This is a genomic window from Herbinix luporum (assembly GCF_900070325.1).
GTDB classification, from domain to species: Bacteria; Bacillota; Clostridia; order Lachnospirales; family Lachnospiraceae; genus Mobilitalea; species Mobilitalea luporum.
The window spans coordinates 2,268,826-2,288,134 of sequence record NZ_LN879430.1 but is presented as its reverse complement, the minus strand read 5'-3'; the positions used below and the strand labels follow the sequence as shown (position 1 = coordinate 2,288,134).

General features: G+C 34.4%; 19 protein-coding genes and 1 tRNA gene. 18 read left to right on the top strand and 2 right to left on the bottom strand.

The genetic code is table 11. The features are described 5' to 3' along the window. Nucleotides 1-29 precede the first annotated feature (29 nt). From SD1D_RS10520 to asd, 4 genes are all read left to right on the top strand, one after another. On the top strand, nucleotides 30-371 hold the full coding sequence (locus SD1D_RS10520; protein WP_058258880.1) for a DUF6145 family protein: 342 nt from the start codon (nucleotides 30-32) through the stop codon (nucleotides 369-371). Nucleotides 372-392: 21 nt separating this feature from the next. After that, nucleotides 393-1,166, top strand: coding sequence for a type III pantothenate kinase (locus SD1D_RS10515; protein WP_058258879.1), 774 nt, complete (start codon nucleotides 393-395; stop codon nucleotides 1,164-1,166). Nucleotides 1,167-1,187: 21 nt separating this feature from the next. After that, nucleotides 1,188-2,159, top strand: coding sequence for a tRNA dihydrouridine synthase DusB (gene dusB, locus SD1D_RS10510; protein ID WP_058258878.1), 972 nt, complete (start codon nucleotides 1,188-1,190; stop codon nucleotides 2,157-2,159). Nucleotides 2,160-2,312: 153 nt separating this feature from the next. Then, nucleotides 2,313-3,395, top strand: coding sequence for an aspartate-semialdehyde dehydrogenase (gene asd / locus SD1D_RS10505; protein ID WP_058258877.1), 1,083 nt, complete (start codon nucleotides 2,313-2,315; stop codon nucleotides 3,393-3,395). Between the two features lie 48 nt (nucleotides 3,396-3,443). Here asd and SD1D_RS10500 read toward each other — a convergent pair whose 3' ends face one another. After that, a complete protein-coding gene (locus tag SD1D_RS10500) occupies nucleotides 3,444-4,154 on the bottom strand; it encodes a hypothetical protein (protein WP_058258876.1) in 711 nt (236 codons plus the stop codon). Nucleotides 4,155-4,426: 272 nt separating this feature from the next. On the opposite strand from SD1D_RS10500, the gene SD1D_RS10495 reads away from it, so the two are divergent. From SD1D_RS10495 to SD1D_RS10450, 10 genes are all read left to right on the top strand, one after another. Further along, a complete protein-coding gene (locus SD1D_RS10495) occupies nucleotides 4,427-6,865 on the top strand; it encodes a GH36-type glycosyl hydrolase domain-containing protein (protein WP_058258875.1) in 2,439 nt (812 codons plus the stop codon). Between the two features lie 133 nt (nucleotides 6,866-6,998). Then, a complete protein-coding gene (locus SD1D_RS10490) occupies nucleotides 6,999-7,784 on the top strand; it encodes a CPBP family intramembrane glutamic endopeptidase (protein WP_058258874.1) in 786 nt (261 codons plus the stop codon). Between the two features lie 195 nt (nucleotides 7,785-7,979). Beyond that, nucleotides 7,980-8,606, top strand: coding sequence for an ECF transporter S component (locus SD1D_RS10485; RefSeq protein WP_058258873.1), 627 nt, complete (start codon nucleotides 7,980-7,982; stop codon nucleotides 8,604-8,606). Nucleotides 8,607-8,970: 364 nt separating this feature from the next. Continuing rightward, nucleotides 8,971-9,465 carry a translation initiation factor IF-3 gene (gene infC, locus SD1D_RS10480; RefSeq protein ID WP_058258872.1) on the top strand — a complete coding sequence of 165 codons (495 nt, stop codon included), beginning with the start codon at nucleotides 8,971-8,973 and terminating at the stop codon, nucleotides 9,463-9,465. Between the two features lie 75 nt (nucleotides 9,466-9,540). Continuing rightward, nucleotides 9,541-9,738, top strand: a complete 198-nt coding sequence (gene rpmI / locus SD1D_RS10475; protein WP_058258871.1) for a 50S ribosomal protein L35 — start codon at nucleotides 9,541-9,543, stop codon at nucleotides 9,736-9,738. A 26-nt stretch (nucleotides 9,739-9,764) separates the two neighbouring features. Then, nucleotides 9,765-10,121: a 50S ribosomal protein L20 gene (gene rplT / locus SD1D_RS10470; RefSeq protein ID WP_058258870.1), complete on the top strand. Its 357-nt coding sequence runs from the start codon at nucleotides 9,765-9,767 to the stop codon at nucleotides 10,119-10,121. Nucleotides 10,122-10,280: 159 nt separating this feature from the next. Further along, on the top strand, nucleotides 10,281-10,976 hold the full coding sequence (locus SD1D_RS10465; protein ID WP_058258869.1) for a LiaF transmembrane domain-containing protein: 696 nt from the start codon (nucleotides 10,281-10,283) through the stop codon (nucleotides 10,974-10,976). Then, the gene (locus tag SD1D_RS10460) at nucleotides 10,973-11,788 is read left to right on the top strand and encodes a DUF4097 family beta strand repeat-containing protein (RefSeq protein ID WP_058258868.1); all 816 of its coding nucleotides are present in this window, start codon (nucleotides 10,973-10,975) and stop codon (nucleotides 11,786-11,788) included. The genes SD1D_RS10465 and SD1D_RS10460 overlap by 4 nt, the downstream gene beginning before the upstream one ends. Before the next feature lie 199 nt (nucleotides 11,789-11,987). After that, nucleotides 11,988-13,223, top strand: coding sequence for a D-alanyl-D-alanine carboxypeptidase family protein (locus SD1D_RS10455; RefSeq protein WP_058258867.1), 1,236 nt, complete (start codon nucleotides 11,988-11,990; stop codon nucleotides 13,221-13,223). Nucleotides 13,224-13,252: 29 nt separating this feature from the next. Continuing rightward, nucleotides 13,253-14,293: a CPBP family intramembrane glutamic endopeptidase gene (locus SD1D_RS10450; RefSeq protein ID WP_058258866.1), complete on the top strand. Its 1,041-nt coding sequence runs from the start codon at nucleotides 13,253-13,255 to the stop codon at nucleotides 14,291-14,293. Between the two features lie 40 nt (nucleotides 14,294-14,333). Here the strand turns inward: SD1D_RS10450 and SD1D_RS10445 are convergent, their stop codons facing one another. Then, nucleotides 14,334-14,654, bottom strand: a complete 321-nt coding sequence (locus SD1D_RS10445; protein WP_058258865.1) for a putative heavy metal-binding protein — start codon at nucleotides 14,652-14,654, stop codon at nucleotides 14,334-14,336. A 263-nt stretch (nucleotides 14,655-14,917) separates the two neighbouring features. On the opposite strand from SD1D_RS10445, the gene SD1D_RS10440 reads away from it, so the two are divergent. The 4 genes from SD1D_RS10440 (at nucleotide 14,918) to SD1D_RS10425 (ending at nucleotide 19,242) form a co-directional block, all read left to right on the top strand. Then, nucleotides 14,918-16,087 (top strand): iron-containing alcohol dehydrogenase, encoded by a 1,170-nt coding sequence (locus tag SD1D_RS10440; RefSeq protein WP_058258864.1) that lies wholly within the window; start codon nucleotides 14,918-14,920, stop codon nucleotides 16,085-16,087. A 108-nt stretch (nucleotides 16,088-16,195) separates the two neighbouring features. Further along, complete coding sequence (locus tag SD1D_RS10435; protein ID WP_058258863.1) at nucleotides 16,196-17,374, top strand: cation diffusion facilitator family transporter; 1,179 nt, start codon at nucleotides 16,196-16,198, stop codon at nucleotides 17,372-17,374. 108 nt (nucleotides 17,375-17,482) lie between these two features. Continuing rightward, nucleotides 17,483-17,554 (top strand) — tRNA-Gln (locus tag SD1D_RS10430). A 542-nt stretch (nucleotides 17,555-18,096) separates the two neighbouring features. After that, entirely contained in the window at nucleotides 18,097-19,242 is a 1,146-nt protein-coding gene (locus SD1D_RS10425; protein WP_058258862.1) for a ThiF family adenylyltransferase, read from the top strand. The last annotated feature ends 67 nt before the right edge of the window (nucleotides 19,243-19,309 follow it).

Genomic DNA, 19,309 nt, shown 5'->3' with positions numbered 1-19,309 from the left:
GTCAACTTAACTTTAAAGGAGTCCTACTTATGTACCAAGAGAGAGTTGTTTTGTGTGCCAGCAGTGCCTATGAAAAGAAATTTTATCTTAATGAAGATTTTCATGCACTTCCCGAGCAAATAAAACAGGAATTAAAAATCATGTGTGTACTTTATACAGAAGATGTGGGTGGTACCTTAACCTTAGAATTTGATGAAGAAGGAAATTTGCTTCTAAAAGTAGATGCATATGAAGAAGATTATTATTTTGATGAAATAGGAAGTGTACTTAAAATAAAGGAAATTAGAAGGACAAGGAAAGAACTTCTGCAGTCTCTTGAGCTGTATTATAAGGTGTTTTTCCTTAATCAAGATGTTTCAGATCTTTTATAAATCTACTTTAGGAGGATAGATATGATATTTGTAATAGACGTGGGTAATACAACCATGACCATGGGTGTTTTTGACAAAGATGAGATTAAGGCCAAATTCAGGCTGACTACTCAGATTAACAGAACTTCCGATGAATATGGACTTTATCTGGCAGATTTACTGACGCTAAAAGGAATATCCATAGATGATATTGAAACTGTAGTTATTTCATCCGTAGTACCTAGGGTTATGTATTCCCTGGTTTCAGGTATCAAAAAGTATATAGGTATTACACCATTAATTCTGGGTGTAGGAGCAAAAACAGGTATAAAAATACCCATACCAAATCCCAAAGAAGTAGGTGCCGATAGGGTGGCAGATGCGGTAGGGGCTTATGAAATATACGGTGGTCCTGTCCTTGTGGCTGACTTTGGAACAGCCAATAAATATGATTTAATCACTGAGGATGGTTCACTTATAGCTGCTGTGACCTGTCCGGGTCTTAAGATGTCTGCCAATGCCATGTGGTCCGGTACTGCAAAACTTCCGGAGGTTGAAATTGCCCTACCTGATACTATCTTGGCTAAGGATACCGTTACCAGTATGCAGGCAGGTTTGGTATTTGGTTGTATAGGACAGACAGAATATATTATAAAAAGAATGCTTAAGGAAGCCGGCTTGGATAAATGCACCGTAGTAGCTACCGGTGGACTAGGTAGGATTATTGCTAATAATACTGATGTAATAGATATATATGACCCCAATTTATTATTAAAGGGTTTAAAATTCATAGCAGATAAAAACAGAGTAAAATAAATAAGCTAATAGGAGAATTGAATGAGCTTTTATATCGGTGATGTAGAGATAAAGGGAAAATTATGTTTAGGTCCAATGGCGGGGGTAACTGACCTGCCATTTCGCTTATTATGTAAGGAAAAAGGTGCCGACCTTGTATATACAGAGATGGTCAGTGCTAAAGGAATCAAATACAACAACAATAATACCAAGGAGCTTCTTTCCGTTAAAGATGAGGAAAGGCCGGTTGCTATTCAATTGTTTGGTTCTGATCCGGATATTATGGCGGATACTGCCAAGAAAATAGAGTATATGAATTTTGATATTTTAGATATAAATATGGGATGCCCGGTTCCCAAGATTGTAAATAATAAAGAAGGCTCTGCCTTAATGAATAATCCAAAACTGGTAGGAGAAATTGTATCAAAAGTATCTAAAGCTATAAAAAAACCGGTAACAGTAAAGATACGCAAGGGCTTTGATAAGGAAAATGTAAATGCTGTGGAGATAGCAAAGATTGCAGAAGAAAGCGGTGCCGCCGCTATTGCTGTTCATGGAAGAACCAGGGAGCAATTTTATAGCGGAAAGGCAGACTGGGATATTATTCGCCAAGTTAAGGAAGCAGTATCAATACCTGTTATAGGAAGCGGGGATATAATAAAACCTGAGGATGCAAAAGCTATGCTTACAGACACCGGCTGCGACGGAATAATGATAGCCAGAGCTGCCAGGGGTAATCCCTGGATATTCCAACAAATAAAAGCATACTTGAACTTGGGAATAATAATGGAAAAGCCCAGCTTTGATGAGGTGGCTAAGATGATACTGCGCCATGGCAGATTGGCTATAGAGTACAAGGGGGAATATATAGGTATGAGAGAAATGCGAAAACATGTGGCATGGTATACCTCAGGTTATCCCGGTTCTGCTAAACTTAGGAATAGGATTAATGAGATTGAGACCTTTAAGGAGTTGGAAGTTTTAATGGATGAATATATAGACCTGTTAAAATAACCAAACTTTATGAATAAATATATTGGTTTCTAACAAAATTGACAAAGTTATATAATTTTATAAAAAAGAATTGATTTTTTACAAAATTAGAGTATAGTATACTTACTAGAAAGACAGATGTATGTCGTGCAAGAACAAAGTGGAGGAATGAATATGGAAAAATTAAAGGTTGGTATTCTTGGCGGTACCGGAATGGTAGGACAAAGATTTATATCTCTTCTTGAAAATCATCCATGGTTTGAAGTGGTTACGGTAGCTGCTAGTCCTAGAAGTGCCGGTAAGACTTATGAAGAGGCAGTAGGTAACAGGTGGAAGATGGCTACACCTATGCCTGATAAAGTTAAGAAGCTAATTGTAAAGGATGTTAATGATATTAAGGAAGTAACCGAAAGTGTTGATTTTGTATTTAGCGCCGTAGATATGTCTAAGGAAGAAATAAAGGCAATTGAAGAAGCCTATGCTAAGACCGGTACACCTGTGGTCTCCAATAACAGTGCCCATAGATGGACACCGGATGTTCCTATGGTAGTACCGGAGATAAATCCGGAACATTTAGAGGTTATTGAGGCACAAAAAAAGCGTCTTGGAACAGATAGAGGTTTTATTGTAGTAAAACCCAATTGCTCAATCCAAAGCTATGCCCCTGCCTTACATGCTCTGAAAGAATATAAGCCTAAGGTTGTTGTGGCTACCACTTATCAAGCTATTTCCGGAGCAGGTAAGAATTTTGAAGATTGGCCTGAAATGGTAGATAATATAATTCCATATATCGGCGGTGAAGAAGAAAAGAGTGAGCAGGAACCTCTTAGGCTATGGGGCAAGGTTGAAAATGGCCAAATAGTTAAAGCAGAAGAACCGGTAATTACTACTCAATGTATCCGGGTACCGGTAAGTGACGGTCATACAGCAGCTGTTTTTGTCAGCTTTGAGAAAAAACCTTCTAAGGAAGAAATTATTAAAGCATGGAATGAATTTAAGGGCCTTCCTCAGGAATTATCCCTTCCTTCCGCACCTAAGCAATTTATTAAATATTTTGAAGAGGAAAATCGTCCTCAGGCTAAGCTTGATAGAGATTACGAAAATGGTATGGGCGTTACCTTAGGAAGACTTCGTGAAGATAGAGTATATGATTATAAATTTGTCGGCTTATCCCATAACACAGTCCGAGGGGCAGCAGGGGGTGCAGTACTTATTGCTGAACTACTAAAAGCCCAAGGATATATTACAAAAAAATAAGCATTAAATGAGGGGCTACTGTAGCAGTAGCCCCTTAAATTTTCTATATTATTTTTCATTAAAGATATATCTTATAAATTTCACGGCATTATCTTTATTAGTAGAATTTCTAACAATTCCTATTAAAAAAGGATCATCATCACTGGTTTGTGAATACTCCTTAAATAATTTAGTGTCTTTTAAATATATGCCATAGGCAGCAACCTTAGGATTTTCCTCAGTACCTGAAAGATAAAACTTGTCCGTAAGAGAACTATATAAATCAGTAGGCAGCTGATCAGACAGTGGATCGAAAATTCCAACCTCCACATTGGTAGCAAATTCCGAAAGGGGTGCAATAACAAGATCTATGTCAGCTGTTACTAATTGAGCAGCAAATACCTGGCGCATATTTACAGCTAAATCAGCAGGTCCGTTATAATAAAAGTTATAGTTAAAATAAACATTTTCTGTTTTAGTATCAAGCTTTAAATATTCTGTCATTTTGCTTTCATATTCATCCCAAACATCAGTATTTATAGGATTGTTAATGATTGCAGCATATAATTTGGTATCGATTTTTGGTTTTGTAAATGTATATATTGTATAGGATATAAAGGCAATCCCTAATATTATCAGAAGTCCGTGCAATTTGTAATATTCCCATATATAAGATATTCTCTTTTCCCAGGACATATCCTTTAGTTTTTCTTTTTCTGATTGTTCTTGTCTTGGCTGATATATTGTAGCATCTTCATCCAGCCTTGTTTTTTTTGGCATAATAACCTCCATATCATTGTAATTATATTAAATTATATTTGTATATATCGTCTATGGCTACAGTATAGTGTACCATAAGCTTGTCAGGAAAAAAAGAAAATACTTATTAAAATTATCTAAAAATATATTCATTAAAATAAGTAATATTTAAATACTAAAAGTATGTAAAATATATGGCTACTAAATAAGATACTGCTTATTGAAATACCAAAGTATGTATAATATAATAGGAATACTGGTGGGTATAAATAACTTTAAGGAGGATTAACTTAATGAAATACGGTTTTTTTGATGATTTAAATCGTGAGTATGTAATAACAAATCCGCAGACCCCATATCCCTGGATAAACTATTTGGGATCACAGGAGTTTTTTTCATTAATCTCAAATACAGCCGGCGGCTATAGTTTTTACAAGGATGCGAGACTTAGAAGAATTACCCGTTATCGCTATAATAATGTACCCTTGGATTTGGGTGGCGGAAAGTATTACTACATCAATGATGGAGAAGAAGTTTGGTCACCGGGATGGGCACCGGTAAAGAAAGATTTGGATAATTATGAATGCAGACATGGTATGGGCTATACAAAAATTTTGGGGGAGCTAAATGGAATAAAAACCAGTATTACATATTTTGTTCCGCTTAATACCAATGCTGAGGTACATAAAGTAGTAATAAATAACAAGTCTAATGTGGAAAAAAATATAAAACTTTTTTCCTTTGTAGAGTGGTGCCTATGGAATGCCTTAGATGATATGACAAACTTCCAAAGAAATTATAATACAGGCGAAGTTGAAGTTGAGGACTCAGTAATATATCATAAGACGGAGTATAAAGAAAGAAGAAACCATTATGCTTTCTTCTCTGTTAATGCTCCTATATATGGATTTGATTCTGATAGAGAAAGTTTTATGGGAACTTATAACGGTTTTCATAATCCGGATGCTGTATTTAAGGGAGAGCCCACCAACTCCATTGCTGACGGATGGCATCCAATTGCTTCCCATTGTCTTGAGATTAATTTGAAGCCCGGTGAGACTAAGGAATTAGTCTTTCTATTAGGTTATATTGAAAATGATCCTGATGATAAATGGGAAGGGAAAAATATAATTAATAAAAAGAAAGCAAAGGAAATGATTCAGACATTTTCAACTATAGAAGCAGTGGACAGGGCTTTAGATGACTTGGCAGACTATTGGGATCAGTTATTATCCAAGTATATTCTTGATTCCCATGATGATAAGCTTAACCGGATGGTTAATATATGGAATCAGTATCAGTGTATGGTTACCTTTAATCTTTCAAGAAGTGCTTCATATTTTGAATCCGGTATAGGAAGGGGTATGGGCTTTAGGGATTCTAACCAGGATATTCTGGGATTTGTTCATCAGGTGCCGGATAGGGCCAGGGAAAGAATTATCGACCTTGCTTCCACCCAATTAGAAGATGGGGGAGCATATCATCAGTATCAGCCCCTTACCAAGAAGGGTAATAATGAAATCGGCGGTAATTTTAACGATGATCCTTTGTGGTTGATATTATCTACCGTATCCTACATAAAGGAAACAGGTGATTATTCTATACTGGATGTAATGACTCCTTATGATAATGATGAATCAAAAAGTAAGCCTTTATCTGATCATTTAAAGAGATCTTTTGATCATGTACTTAATAATTTAGGACCCCACGGACTTCCTCTGATAGGAAGAGCTGACTGGAATGATTGCTTAAATCTTAATTGCTTCTCATCGGAACCGGGAGAATCCTTCCAAACCACCACAAGTAAGGATGGTAGGGTGGCAGAATCGGTGATGATTGCCGGAATGTTCTGTTATATAGGTGAGGAATATGCCAGACTTATGGAAAAGGTGGGTAATAAAGAGGAAGCTAATCGGGCTTTTGCTGAAGTTAGAAAAATGCGTGAAGTCATTATGGAACACGGTTGGGATGGTTCATGGTTTGTTCGTGCCTATGACGATTTTGGCAGGAAGGTGGGAAGCCATGAGAATGAAGAAGGTAAGATCTTTATAGAGTCCCAGGGTCTATGCATTATGGGACGCTGTGGCTTAGAAGACGGTAGGGCCATACAGGCCTTAGATGCGGTAGAAGAGCGTCTGGCTACTAAGTATGGTTTAGTACTTCTTAATCCTGCTTATACCAAATACTATATTGAATACGGTGAAATTTCTACTTATCCTGCGGGATATAAGGAAAATGCCGGTATCTTCTGTCATAACAATGCATGGATTATGGCAGCAGAGGCTATTGTGGGTAGAGGTGATAAAGCATTTGATTATTATACAAGAATTGCACCGGCCTATACAGAGGAACGCTCTGAAATTCATCGGATGGAACCTTATGTATATTCCCAGATGATAGCCGGTAAAGATGCAAGCCGTTTTGGAGAAGCAAAGAACTCTTGGCTGACCGGAACAGCTTCATGGAATTTTGTAGCCATATCCCAATATATCCTGGGAATAAAGCCTGATTTTGACGGATTGATTGTAGATCCATCAATACCTAAGGGGTGGGACGGTTATACCGTAACAAGACAATATCGTGGAGATACATATAGAATAACTGTTAAAAATCCTAATCATGTATCCTGTGGTGTGTCTAAGATTACGGTGGATAATAAGGAAATATCAGGTAATATCTTGCCACTATTTGGAGACGGAAAACTTCATGAAGTAGAGGTTATTCTTGGCTAAAAACCTTATTATCTAACCCATAGAAATTTAAATATTAATCCGAGGTTGCCTCTAGTTTATGCTAGTATATTATGAGGCAGCCTCTTATATTTAATATTCCTGGAAAATATGTTAGTTAGAAACGAGGGTAATAATGAAACGAACTTTAATTATTGTGCAAGGACTTTTAATGGCTTATACAGCATTTTTTATAGTATCTTTGATATATACATTTTTTACAGGTATATTTATTCTTATAACAGGACTTCAGGAAGTTAATTCCCAGATAGACTACTGTCTTATGGTAATGGCTGTTATGACAGCTTGTCTACTTTTCTATCTATGGTACAAAAAATATATGGGCCATGTGGAGGCAGCTGTAGATTTTAGAAAAATATTCTCTTTAAAACATATAGGCATTTACCTTATGATTGCTCTGGGTTGTCAGTTTTTTGTGTCGGGAATATTATCCCTAATTAGGCCTTTGTTTGCAAACTTATTTGCCAATTACGAAGAAACGATTAGCTCTATCTTTGTTGCAGATACCGTAATTGTTGCTGTATATGTAATAATACTTGCACCAATAATTGAAGAATTAATACTTCGAGGTATTTTATTTAACAGATTACGGTATGGACTTTCATTTTACTCAGCTAATCTTATTCAGGCCTTGGTATTTGGAATTTACCATTGGAATATAATACAAGGACTATATGCCTTTGGAATTGGTTTGATTTTGGGTTATGTATATGAAAAAACCCGGTCATTATATGTACCTATACTGCTTCATGTATTTATTAATGGCTTGGGTTTTTTAATAAGAATATTTAATTTTGGTACTTATATTTCAATATGGGCGGCAATTCTTATAGGAGCTATATTCCTATTTGCAGGAATTTTTCTTTTTGCTCGAAACCTAGGGGATTTAAACAATAAATAAAACATCTTGCTTTGTTGAAAAAATATTATATAATTGTAATACAAAATAATTTTATCCGGTAATTATCCGTACCATAATCGGACGGAAAGTAAACCGGACAGTATTTACTTATACAGCTATAAAAACTGTTTTTAAGTAAATCCTACCTATAGACCCATGATTTCAAGCTATGGTCAAAATTGAAAGGAGGATATTATGAAAACAATATCAAAAACCCGTACATTACAGATGGTACAATTGGCACTTTTTACAGCTATAATCTTGCTTTTGGCTTTTACTCCAATAGGTTACATCAAATTACCGACGGGCTTATCCATTACAATAATTGGGATACCGGTTATTATCGGAGCTATTACCTTAGGACCTGTAGGTGGTGCGATTCTTGGTACAGTATTTGGTTTATCTAGTTTTGCCCAATGCTTTGGATTTGATCCCTTTGGAGCAATGTTATTAGGAATTAATCCCATAGGAATTTTTATCACCTGTATGGTACCTAGAGTATTAATGGGCTGGTTAACGGCATTAATTTTTCAGGCTTTGAAAAGATTTGATAAAACTAAGTTATTAAGCTATGTAATAACAAGTATAGCAGGGTCTATATTAAACACCGTATTATTTATGACTACTTTGATGATTTTCTTTTTTAATACACCGGAAATACAAAAGATTGCACAAGAGAGCTTTAATACAGGTAATGTATTTGTATTGATTATAGCAATGGCAGGTGTTAATGCCATAGCTGAGATAATTGTCAGTGGTATTATAGGTACAGCCATTTCCAAATCTATTGATAAATTCACAAAAAAGACCATGGTTTATTAATATAAAATTAATATAATTTTTAAAAACCAGTAAAAATTGGCATTGACATACCGGTATCTATATGATACAATATCAAAGCTGTAATAATTTCATATATAAAAGAAGAGTATCCATCTCTCACCCATAGCGTAAATTTCAACATTTACTGTGACCGGGTTAATATAAATTTTGCCGAAGAATAGTGTATATAATTATATATATAATTGGCAATATTATATATTGTTCCAATCGGGAATGATATTAGGTATAAGCAGGTGGATAATCTATGTTATCCACCTTTTATTATTATATAAATTCAAAGTTTGGATAACGGAAACTGTAAATGTTATATAACCTATGGAGGTGTAGTACTATTAGCGATTTAATGATTAATGAACAGATCAGAGATAAGGAAGTCCGCCTTATTAATGAGGATGGTGAGCAGCTGGGAATCATGTCAGCAAAAGAGGCTTTAAAGCTGGCTAGGGAAGCAAATTTAGATTTGGTTAAAATTGCTCCTTCAGCAAAGCCACCGGTATGTAAAATTATCGATTATGGTAAGTTCAGATATGAGCAAACAAGAAAAGAAAAGGAAGCTAAGAAGAAGCAGAAGACTACTGAGGTGAAAGAAATTCGATTCTCTCCTAATATTGATGAGAACGATTTGAATACTAAAGCCAATATGGCCCGTAAATTTATTAGTAAGGGTGATAAGGTGAAAGTTACCTTACGTTTCCGCGGAAGAGAGATGGCACATACATCTTCTTCAAAAGTTATCTTAGATAATTTCTATTCTAAGCTTGAAGATATTGCTGTAATTGATAAACCTGCAAAGCTCGAAGGACGAAATATGACTATGTTCTTATCAGAAAAACGTTAAAATAGTTAAAACAGCTATTAGTTAGTCTGCAAAAATGCAGGAACAGGCTGTATAAATATTTAAGGAGGAAGCATAATGCCAAAATTAAAAACAAACAGAGCGGCAGCGAAGCGTTTTAAGAAAACAGGAACCGGTAAACTTAAGAGAATGAAGGCTTACAAGAGCCATATTTTAACGAAAAAAACCTCTAAAAGAAAGAGAAATCTTAGAAAAGCAACTATTACTGATGCAACAAATGTAAAGAACATGAAGAAAATATTACCATATCTATAGAGATTGGTGATAAGGAGGGATAAAAAATGGCAAGAGTTAAAGGCGGATTAAACGCTAGAAAGAAACATAATCGTGTATTGAAGCTGGCAAAAGGCTATAGAGGAGCCAGATCAAAACAATATAGAGTAGCAAAACAATCAGTAATGAGAGCCTTGGCTTCATCTTTTGCAGGCAGAAAGCAAAGAAAAAGAGATATGAGATCTCTATGGATTGTAAGAATCAATGCTGCAGCCAGAATGAATGGCTTATCTTATAGCAGATTAATGCACGGCTTAAAACTGGCTAATGTTGAAATAAATAGAAAGATGCTTTCAGAAATGGCTATCAATGATGCAGAAGGCTTTAAGGAGCTTACTGAAGTGGCCAAGTCTAAATTAGCATAATTTGATAATTGATTAATAAACTGTATTCTAGTAGGTGTTAAAGCTTGCAAGGATACAGTTTTTTGAATTTATAAAGCTTTTTATTGCAAATTTATTAATATTGGTTTATGATGCTTATAAATATTGGTAATTGATAACATAGGGTAGGAAGGTGGCGTCATGAGAAATAAATTATCTAATTTAATATGGGGAATTATATTTATAGTAGTTGGGGTAGGAATCGCCGGAGATGCTATGCAACTATGGGATTTTACCTTGTTTTTTCCTGGTTGGTGGACTTTGTTTATAATTATTCCTTGCTTACTAAGCCTTATTCAAAACGGTTTCAATATAGGTGCCATTACGGGCTTAATTATAGGGGCTATGCTTTTTGCTTCCCGATATGTGAGCTTTAATATTAATTATTGGAGATTAATTGTACCTATTATACTTATAAGTATAGGATTAAAAATTATTTTCCAGGAAGTATTTAAAAAAACAATTAGATTTGATAATACCGTACATGTTGAAGGACAGGAAAATTTTCATAATATAAATAGAAAAGAATATAATGCAATCTTTGCAAGCAATAATATAAAAATTGATGATCAATTTATGGGAACAAGTTTAAATGCAATATTTGGTGGGATTGCACTAGACTTAAGGGATGCCATAATTACTTGTGATGTTGAAATTTCCGCAACGGCTATCTTTGGAGGAATTGATATTTATCTTCCCAAAGGAGTACAGGTAAAGATAAACAATATTCCTGTTTTTGGAGGGGTAAGCAATAAAGCCGTTTATAATGGAGAACCAAGTGATTATACTATTTACATTAATTCCACCACTATGTTTGGGGGGATAGATATTAGATGAATACATTTCAAAAAGTAATAAAATATTTAGCTATGGCATTTGCAATCTTATTAACGGTTGGTATTATTACGGCTATTGTGGGATTTGTTTCGGCGATTATATTTGCTGTTGATAGTAATTATGAAGAAGGGGTAGACTATGGCATGGATTTTAGTAATGTAGAACAGCTGGATATAGTTAATAGATATGGAAAGTTAAGATTAACAAGCGGCAGCAATTTTAAGGTTGAAGCTTCTAATGTATCAAAGGATTTTAAAGCAGAAGTAATAAACGGAACCTTAATAATTAAGGATAAAAAGATTTCCTGGCTTGATTTTGGTATCTTTAAAAGAGATTCCAGTATAACTGTATATGTACCTGAGAATTTTCTGGCAGAAAAAATAAAAATTGATAGCGGGGCCGGGCAGGTTACCCTTGAAAATTTAAATACAAAACAACTTATAATCGATGCCGGAGTAGGCAATATAAAGGGACTAAATTTATATGCAGAATCAGTTGAAATTAATGGCGGTGTTGGCAATTTAGATTTTACAGATGTGAATTTTACAGATGTTAAGTTTGATAGCGGATTAGGAAAATTATATATGGATGGAATTATCCTTGGAAATTCGGAGTTTGAATGTGGCATCGGCAGTATCAGTTTGAAGATAAAGGGTAAGAGGCAAGATTATGCTTTTAAGATTGAATCAGGTATTGGTGCTGTAAGAATTAATGGGGAAAAAATAAGTTCCGAATATAAAGATAATTATGAAGCAATACACACTATGAAGGTGAATGGGGGTATTGGAAAAGTTAGTATTGATTTTTACTAATTTTTTGTTTTAAATTTAAGGATATTCCTTGCAATCTTTGGTTATAACTATTACAATAAGAAGTAAAAAGGGGGACGTTAAAATATTACTATTATAACGTCCTTTAATTCTCTTTAGAGATATTAAGGTTACTTCTGTATCTGAAAAGGAGAATTATACATTGTCGTAGAAGATCGAACAAACATAAGGAGAAATAATAATGAAGAAGAAAAGTGTGTTGGGGCTTCTCTTATTATCATGTGTTATTACATCTGGAATGTTCTATGGAACAATGTTTTTGATGCGTCAACAGGCATATCTAAATTCTGAACAAGCCCATCTGAAAGAAGATAATAAAAAAGATTCAGATAAATCCATTGATGCTATTATAGAAGATGAAAAAGCTTATGCTGATGCCAGAAATGATAATAAAAATAAAACTGAAGAAGTAGATTCTTCAAATAAAGATGAGCCAGAGGATAAGGAAGATCCTAAGAATTCAGAAGAAAATGATGAAGATGACAAAACAGACTCGGAAGAGACCTTGGGGGATAATGTAGCAGAATTACCTGATTTAATTGGGGATAGCAGTCAGGTAGATTACATGAAGTACATTCCTGAAATGGTTATAGACTCTAATATAAAGAAGGCATTAGATATTAAGAATCCCTCTTTAGATATAAATGCAAAATCAGCTATATTAATTGATGTAAACACAAAAAGAGTATTATATTATAAAGATCCTGTAGTACCGGTATTTCCGGCCAGTACGGCCAAGTTATTAACGGCTCTGGTGTCATTAGAGTTATGTACTCAAGATGAGAAAGTAACTGTGGGAGATGAATTGGATTTAGTTGCTTCGGATTCTACAGTGGCTAATCTTAGAAAGGGACAAGTTCTAACTATTAGGAATCTAATAGAGGGAATGCTTCTTCCATCAGGTAATGATGCTGCTTATGTACTAGCGGCATATGTAGGTAAAAAGTCTTTAGGAAATAAAAAGGCAGGCATAGATGAGTCTGTACCTGAATTTATAAGATTAATGAATAAAAAAGCAAAAGGGTTAGGGGCTGTTAATTCATGCTTTAAGACTCCTGATGGATATGATGCATTGGGACAATATACAACAGCCTATGATATGGGTATGATAGGAATTGCAGCAGCCCGTAATAAGACCATTGTTGAGGTATGTAAACAATCCAGCTCGACCAATAAATTTTTAGATGGAACAGAAGTAACATGGAGAAATACCAATGCTTTAATTAGAAAAGACAGTGGATTGTATTATTCTTATTGTATCGGCTTAAAGACAGGTACAACTACAATGGCAGGAAAATGTCTTATTTCTTTAGCTAAAAAGGACGATAAGCAAGTATTAAGCGTGGTAATGAAATCCGATTCTTCAGGTAGATGGAATGATTCTATTAAATTATTGGATTATGGTCTTAGCAAATGATAATAACTATAAATAGGAGGATTAATAATATGGATGAAGAAAAGGAAACCATGTTAAATGACATGGATTTAAGTCAGAATGAAGAAACTTCCTATAGTCAAAATGAGTATCAGCAAAAAAATTATGATGATACATTATATAAAGCAAGATCATATAAAAAAATGCAGCCGGATGAACAAATTAGAAAACGAAATAAAAAAATATTGCTAAGATGTGGATTAAGTCTATCCATAATGGCAATTGCTATCATTATAGCACAAGTAATTATTACGGCAATAATTTCAAAATTTTTCCCCGCATTTACTGAATCTAGTTGGTATCTAATAAGTACAATAGCAATACCAATGATAGGTGTTGGTTTACCTGTATTCTATCTTTTAATGAAGGGCTTACCTAATTCAGATAGGGGAGAGGTAGTAAGCTTATCGATAGGTAAATTTTTAAAATATTTTATGGTATGTTCTGCAGCTATGTACTTGTCCAATTTTCTAGGAACCTTTGTTGGATTTTTGATAAATGATAACTATTTAGATACGGCAGATGCTCTAGAAGTAATTATTAACAGTAGTAATTTGTTTATTAGAATTCTTTATATGTGTATTATAGGGCCTATTGTAGAGGAAATAATTTTTAGAAAAATCTTATTAGATAAAGTCCGTAGATTTGGTGACTTACCTGCTATTTTATTTACCGGTCTGGCTTTTGGTTTATTCCATATGAATTTATCCCAATATTTTTATGCATCAGTATTGGGTATGATTTTTGCCTATATAACCATAAATACTAATACTATAAAATACGCTATTTTATTACATATTATGATAAACTTTATTGGTTCAGGTATAGTTCCTTTAATTATTGCCAGTGAAAATATGGTGGGCATGGGGCTGATTTCTATTTGGGTATTTGCCTCAATTGTTATAGGTGCAATAATTTTTATTAGAAATTTTAAGCGCATAAAGTTTAATAAGCCCGGGGCTCCTTTAGTAATGGATAAGGATTATTTTTTAAATTTTGGATCCATATTATTTACAGTATTATGTGTTGTAATGATTGTTTTGACTCTATAAGAGTAAATTGGGATATTAAAATTAAAAACAGCTGTGTGTGTTATTTAACACACACAGCTGTTCCGGATGCTGTAACCATAAGCATGCCATTGTCGCTGCCAAGAACTTCATAGTCTATATCTACGCCCACTATTGCATTGGCTCCTAATGCAGCTGCACGCTGTTTCATTTCCGCTATGGCTTGTTGTCTGGCATGAATCAACTCATCTTCATATGAACTGGATCTACCTCCGAAGAAATTTGATAAACCGGCTTTAAAGTCTTTTAAAAAATTTACTCCGGAAATTACTTCACCAAATACTATGTCTAAGTAAGCTTCAATTTCCTTGCCTTCAACAGAAGGTGTAGTGGTAATAATCATATTAATCCAACCTTTCTTGTATAAAATTTTATTTGGCCTTATGTGGTATTATTATTAGTATAAATAATTATAATATAGGTGAAAATTGTGTCAATAAATTACAAGATATTCTAATATTTCTAATAGAGATTTAATCTACTTAATAATATGAATAAAAATTATAAATTATAAAATATAACATGGAATTAATACTTTAAAAAGGTTATGATAAACATGCAAATATTAATGACCTTGAAATAGAAAAGTTATAGGAAGGAGATAGTATGAATAATTTTACTTTTTATAGCCCTACTTATTTTGTTTTTGGTAGAAAAACTGAAAATGAAGCCGGCCATTATGTTAAAAGATTTGGTGGAAGTAAGGTACTTATCCATTACGGTGGAGGTTCAGCCATTAGATCCAGACTTCTTGATAGAGTAAAAGCCTCCTTAGAAAAAGAAAATATTGAATTTATTGAACTTGGGGGTGTTAAGCCAAATCCAAGAAGTGGCCTAGTATATGAAGGAATTGATTTATGTAGAAAGGAAAATGTAGATTTTATTCTTGCGGTTGGAGGAGGCAGTGTTATTGATTCTGCCAAAGCAATCGCAGCCGGTGTAAAATATGAGGGAGACTTTTGGGATTTCTATGAGGGAAAACCGGTAACAGAAGCCCTTCCGGTGGGAACAATATTAACTATTGCAGCAGCCGGTAGTGAAGGCTCAGGAGATTCTGTTATAACCAAGGAAGAGGGTATGTTAAAAAGAGGAGCAGGAGGAGAGGCCTTAAGACCGGTATTTTCTATCCTTAATCCTGAACTTACCCAGACCTTACCTGCCTATCAGACTGCATGCGGAGCAACAGATATTATGGCCCATGTATTTGAGAGATATTTTACAAATACTAAGGAAGTGGAGATAACAGACCGTCTATGCGAAGCTGTACTTTTAACCATGATAAAAGAAGTGCCCAGAGTAATTAAAGATCCTAATAATTATGAGGCTAGGGCAAATATAATGTGGGCCGGAATGGTTGCCCATAATAATCTGGTGGGAGTAGGAAGGGAGCAAGATTGGTCAAGCCATGGTATTGAACATGAACTGTCTGCCCTCTATGACGTGGCTCATGGAGCAGGACTTGCGGTAGTATTTCCGGCATGGATGACTTATGTAATGAAACATGATATAAACCGTTTTGCCCAGATTGCCGTAAGGGTATGGGGCTGTGAAATGAATTTTGCAAATCCAGAAGAGACCGCCAAAGAGGGAATAGAAAGATTTAAGCAGTTCTTGACTTCTATCGGAATGCCTATTACTTTCAAGGAACTGGGAGCAAAAGAAGAGGATATACCTCTAATGGTTGAAAAACTTGGTCTTGGTGAAAATGGCACAATGGGTAGTTTTGTTCCACTAAGGGCTAAAGATGTGGAACAGATATACCGTTTGGCCTTATAATAATGAGTTAATATAGAATTTATAAGGATATATTTTGGTACGTACCAACTGAGCCTTATAAAAGTTGATTCTTTATCAGTGAAAGATTTGTGAAAGGAGTCAAAGGTTTTGACAGAACTTTTAGTTAGGTTATTTGTTAAGAACAAAGAAAATATACAGGATCAGGGGGTACGTACCTCTTATGGTATTTTATCCAGTGTAGTAGGTATTATTTGCAATCTTATATTGTTTGTTGTAAAAATTATTGTGGGTTTTCTGATTAACAGTGTTTCAGTTATGGCCGATGCATTTAATAATCTTTCTGATGCTGCCTCTAGTGTAATAAGTTTTATAGGGGTGAAATTAGCAGGAAAGCCTGCAGACAAGGAGCATCCTTTTGGCCATGGAAGAATAGAGTATGTGGCAGCTTTGGCTGTTTCATTTATAATTCTTCAAGTGGGATTAACTTTACTTAAAAACTCATTTTTAAAAGTACTAAACCCTGAAAGCGTAAAATTTAATTTTGTACTTATAGGTATTTTATGTCTTTCTATATTCATCAAGTTGTGGTTAATGCTATTTAACAAGAAATTGGGCAAAAGGATTAAATCCTCTGTAATGTTAGCTACCGCAGCTGATTCTATGGGTGATGTAATGGTTACTTCTGCTACGGTTGTTTCTGCAATTATTGCAGGATTAACAGGCTGGCAGATTGATGGTTATATGGGTCTTATAGTATCTATCTTTGTTATAATTGCAGGTATTAAAATTGCTAAGGATACTTTAGAACCCCTTTTGGGACAGGCAGTAGATAGGGAAGTTTATAAAAGTATAACAAATCTAGTTGAAAGTTATCCCGGTATTGTAGGTACCCATGATTTAATTATTCATAGTTATGGCCCTAATCATCGTATGGCTACAATTCATGTTGAGGTACCTTGTGATATTAATTTTGAACAAGCCCATGAGACAATTGATCAGATAGAGAGAGACGTTCTTGAAAAAATGGATATTTTCTTGGTAATCCATATGGATCCCATTGAGGTTAATGATGTGACGGTTCTGGAAAAAAAGAAATTGGTAAAGGATATTATTGGTCGTCTTGATGATAAGGCAACTATTCATGATTTTAGAGTGGTAAATACAGAGTATCAGATAAATCTAATATTTGATCTGGTGGTATCTTTTTCTTATACTCCGGATAAAGAGCAAAAGCTTTTGACTAAGATTATAGAAGAAGTTAGGAAATGTGATGCAAGATTAAACTGTGTAATAACAGTGGAGAATAGCTATGTAGCTGAAGAATAAATGCTAGATTATATTTATTATTTTATAAAAATAATGCTTGAAAAATGTTATATGATGAGTTATAATATCATTCGTGGCATTGATATAAGACCATAGACAAGTAAATATTGGGCTATCGCCAAACGGTAAGGCACTGGACTCTGACTCCAGCATTTCTAGGTTCGAATCCTAGTAGCCCAGGTTTAAGCGCTGCAAAATGTAGCGCTTTTTTGTGTTTTTTATTATAGACCTCTTAAGTGGAAACAACCATTATTTATCTACTTAGGAGGTGTTTTTTATTTACTAAAATTGCTTGCTTAAATCATTTTAATTATGTGTTTAAGAATGTTAATCTTAACAATTAATATGCTATTTTTAAATAAACTTTGTGCATATGTATAATACCTAGTTATTATGTAAAAAAATGCTTGACACAAGAAAAAATTGGTATATAATAGAATTAAACAGGAAATAAATAGAAATAGAAGTAATGAAATACCATAATCTTAATCTTGTGATGGGAAAGGGTTGAGATAGGCAGTCCAACCTTTCTACATATAAAGTAAAGGAGGTACTATTATGAAAAACATTAAGGTGCGCAGAGCTGTTAAGGTTGAAGCTACAGTTTGGTGGATTGTCTTCTAAGATAATCAATTGATTTTTAGCCGAGGTTGCCCTATCGGTAGCCTCGGCTAAAAACAGGAAATGCTTAAAATACATAGGAAATTTGTGAGGAATGGAAGATGAATAATAATAAATATAAAAACCCTAGGATTAAACCTATTTACCCTCTTTATAGATTAAATAAAACTGAATTTAGAATAGGTGCCCAACTTGGAATAACTGCTGAATTTACCGATCCAGATGGACAGTTATGGGAATTGGCCATACGTTTAAATGGTCGTCCGGTTGAAATTGTTATTAAAGAGATGCAGAAGCTCTTTCCTGAATTAAGCCATGACGATATTTTGGAAGGTATAGAGTTACTAGATAATGAAGGATTTATAGAAGAAGCCTTATATGATGAAGAAAGTAATATAGCAAAGAGATTTATGCCTAATGTTAATTACTTTAGTAGATATATCGGAAGTAATGGGAATCGCTATCAGCCGCAGAAGTTATTAAATAATTCAACTATTCTTCTTTTAGGTCTTGGTGGTGGCGGTTCTAATATTCTGACTCTCTTAGCAGGTCTAGGACCTAAGAAGATTATTATTATTGATTATGATAATGTTGAAGAAGGAAATCTAGGAAGACAGTTATTATATACTGAGGAAGATATAGGTAAGCCCAAAGCAGAAGCGGCAGCCCATGCAATTGCAAAGATAAACTCTAATATTATTATTGAACCTTATAATAAAAAAATAATAAGACCAGAAGATGTTTTGGAGCATGTAAGTGGCGTTGATTTGGTGATTTGTGCTATTGACGAGCCTCCCTTTATTGCACAAAGAATTGTTAACAAAGCAATTGTTACTGCTAAGGTGCCATGTGTGTTTGGTGCCTCTCAAGTGAGCAGAGGTCGAGTTTTTACTGTGATACCTGGTGTAACAGGATGTTTTGATTGTATGAATCTCCATTATAGTATGAGAGATCCTCAATTTAATGAGCAGTTTATAGCATTTAGAAACATTGAGTTTTCACCCCCTACTATTGCCTATGCTCCGGCTATTTATCAGCTTACAGCAGCAATTGTTGATGAAGCAGTACGTGTAATTACAAGATATGCCGAGCCGAGAAGTTTAGGAACACAGTATGAGATTAATTTTGAGGACGGATCCTCCTTTGCTCATCCTACTTGGCCAAGGTATGCAGATGAATGTCCTACATGTGGTAATGGAGATATTGATAAGTGGGAAATCTTTAAGTATTACGAAGATAAGAAATAAACTTGTTGTTTAATTGCTTTTAGATGGGCGTAGATTATACACTGTATTGATAAAAGAGTTTAGAATT

What these genes read in the sequence shown, in the direction of transcription:
- SD1D_RS10520 (WP_058258880.1), top strand. Translation starts at nt 30, where the DNA reads ATGTACCAAGAGAGAGTTGTTTTGTGTGCCAGCAGTGCCTATGAAAAG.
- SD1D_RS10485 (WP_058258873.1), top strand. Translation starts at nt 7,980, where the DNA reads ATGAAAACAATATCAAAAACCCGTACATTACAGATGGTACAATTGGCA.
- SD1D_RS10425 (WP_058258862.1), top strand. Translation starts at nt 18,097, where the DNA reads ATGAATAATAATAAATATAAAAACCCTAGGATTAAACCTATTTACCCT.
- rplT (WP_058258870.1), top strand. Translation starts at nt 9,765, where the DNA reads ATGGCAAGAGTTAAAGGCGGATTAAACGCTAGAAAGAAACATAATCGT.
- SD1D_RS10500 (WP_058258876.1), bottom strand. Translation starts at nt 4,154, where the DNA reads ATGCCAAAAAAAACAAGGCTGGATGAAGATGCTACAATATATCAGCCA.
- asd (WP_058258877.1), top strand. Translation starts at nt 2,313, where the DNA reads ATGGAAAAATTAAAGGTTGGTATTCTTGGCGGTACCGGAATGGTAGGA.
- SD1D_RS10450 (WP_058258866.1), top strand. Translation starts at nt 13,253, where the DNA reads ATGGATGAAGAAAAGGAAACCATGTTAAATGACATGGATTTAAGTCAG.
- infC (WP_058258872.1), top strand. Translation starts at nt 8,971, where the DNA reads ATGATTAATGAACAGATCAGAGATAAGGAAGTCCGCCTTATTAATGAG.
- dusB (WP_058258878.1), top strand. Translation starts at nt 1,188, where the DNA reads ATGAGCTTTTATATCGGTGATGTAGAGATAAAGGGAAAATTATGTTTA.
- SD1D_RS10460 (WP_058258868.1), top strand. Translation starts at nt 10,973, where the DNA reads ATGAATACATTTCAAAAAGTAATAAAATATTTAGCTATGGCATTTGCA.
- SD1D_RS10515 (WP_058258879.1), top strand. Translation starts at nt 393, where the DNA reads ATGATATTTGTAATAGACGTGGGTAATACAACCATGACCATGGGTGTT.
- rpmI (WP_058258871.1), top strand. Translation starts at nt 9,541, where the DNA reads ATGCCAAAATTAAAAACAAACAGAGCGGCAGCGAAGCGTTTTAAGAAA.
- SD1D_RS10465 (WP_058258869.1), top strand. Translation starts at nt 10,281, where the DNA reads ATGAGAAATAAATTATCTAATTTAATATGGGGAATTATATTTATAGTA.
- SD1D_RS10440 (WP_058258864.1), top strand. Translation starts at nt 14,918, where the DNA reads ATGAATAATTTTACTTTTTATAGCCCTACTTATTTTGTTTTTGGTAGA.
- SD1D_RS10445 (WP_058258865.1), bottom strand. Translation starts at nt 14,654, where the DNA reads ATGATTATTACCACTACACCTTCTGTTGAAGGCAAGGAAATTGAAGCT.
- SD1D_RS10455 (WP_058258867.1), top strand. Translation starts at nt 11,988, where the DNA reads ATGAAGAAGAAAAGTGTGTTGGGGCTTCTCTTATTATCATGTGTTATT.
- SD1D_RS10495 (WP_058258875.1), top strand. Translation starts at nt 4,427, where the DNA reads ATGAAATACGGTTTTTTTGATGATTTAAATCGTGAGTATGTAATAACA.
- SD1D_RS10490 (WP_058258874.1), top strand. Translation starts at nt 6,999, where the DNA reads ATGAAACGAACTTTAATTATTGTGCAAGGACTTTTAATGGCTTATACA.